Source organism: Micromonospora sp. NPDC005220 (assembly GCF_040607895.1).
Lineage (GTDB): Bacteria > Actinomycetota > Actinomycetes > Mycobacteriales > Micromonosporaceae > Micromonospora.
In genome coordinates, this window is the sequence record NZ_JBEXHP010000246.1 from 1 (window position 1) to 1,136 (window position 1,136).

The 1,136-nt window shown below is 74.9% G+C and carries 1 protein-coding gene; it reads left to right on the forward strand.

The annotated features are described in order from the left end of the window. Positions 1–1,084 (forward strand): cobalt-precorrin-5B (C(1))-methyltransferase (locus tag ABZU52_RS32460; RefSeq protein WP_354974724.1); only part of this gene is annotated, 1,084 nt, incomplete at its 5' end. Between the last annotated feature and the right edge of the window lie 52 nt (positions 1,085–1,136).

The following is a 1,136-nucleotide window of genomic DNA, read 5'->3' on the forward strand; positions in this document are numbered from 1 at the left end:
GCTGCGCACCGGCTGGACCACCGGCGCGTGCGCGACGGCGGCGGCCAAGGCCGCGGTGACCGCGCTGGTCACCGGCAGCATCCAGCAGGAGGTGGAGATCGGCCTGCCCGCCGGGCAGCGGGTGCGCTTCCCGGTCGAACGCTGTGAGGTGACCGGCAGCCCACCGGTGCGCGCCGAGGCGGTGGTGGTCAAGGACGCCGGAGACGACCCGGACGTCACCCACGGCGCCGAGCTGACCGCCACCGTGGACTGGACCGACGTCCCCGGCCTACGGCTGGCCGGCGGTGCCGGCGTCGGGACGGTCACCAAGCCCGGCCTCGGGCTCGCGGTCGGTGGCCCGGCGATCAACGACACCCCCCGCCGGATGATCGGCGAGGCGGTGGCCGAGGTGGTCGACCTCGGCGAGGTCGGCGTCCGGGTGGTGATCAGCGTGCCCCGGGGCGAGATCATGGCCCGCAAGACCACCAATCGCCGGCTCGGCATCCTGGGCGGCATCTCGATCCTCGGCACCACCGGGATCGTGCGTCCCTTCTCCACCGCGTCGTGGCGGGCCAGCGTGGTGCAGGCCGTGCACGTGATGGCCGCCCAGGGCGAACGGACCGTGGTGCTCTGCACCGGCGGGCGTACCGAGCGGGCCGCCCGCGCGCTCCTGCCCGACCTGCCCGAGGTGTGCTTCGTCGAGGTCGGCGACTTCACCGGGGCCGCCGTCACCGCCGCCGTGGGTGACGCGATGACCGGTGTGGTCTTCGTCGGCATGGCCGGCAAGCTCGCCAAACTCGCGGCCGGCATCCTGATGACCCACTACACCCGTTCGAAGGTGGACCTCTCCCTGCTCGGCGCGGTGACCGCCGACGCCGGTGGTGACCCGTCGCTGGTCGCCGCCGTGACCGAGGCGAACACCGGGCGGCACGCGTACGAGCTGTGGGAGGCCGCCGGGCTGCTCGCCCCGGCCGGGGACCTGCTCTGCCAGCGGGTCCAGGCGGTGCTGCGCCGCTTCGCCGGGCCGACGGTCACCGTGGACGTGGCGATGGTCGACTTCGCCGGAGCGCACGTCGTCGCCTCGTCCGGCCGGTGGCCCCGATGACGCGGGCTGAGCCGGTGGCCGGGGTGACAGTGGTCGGCCTGGACGCCGCGGG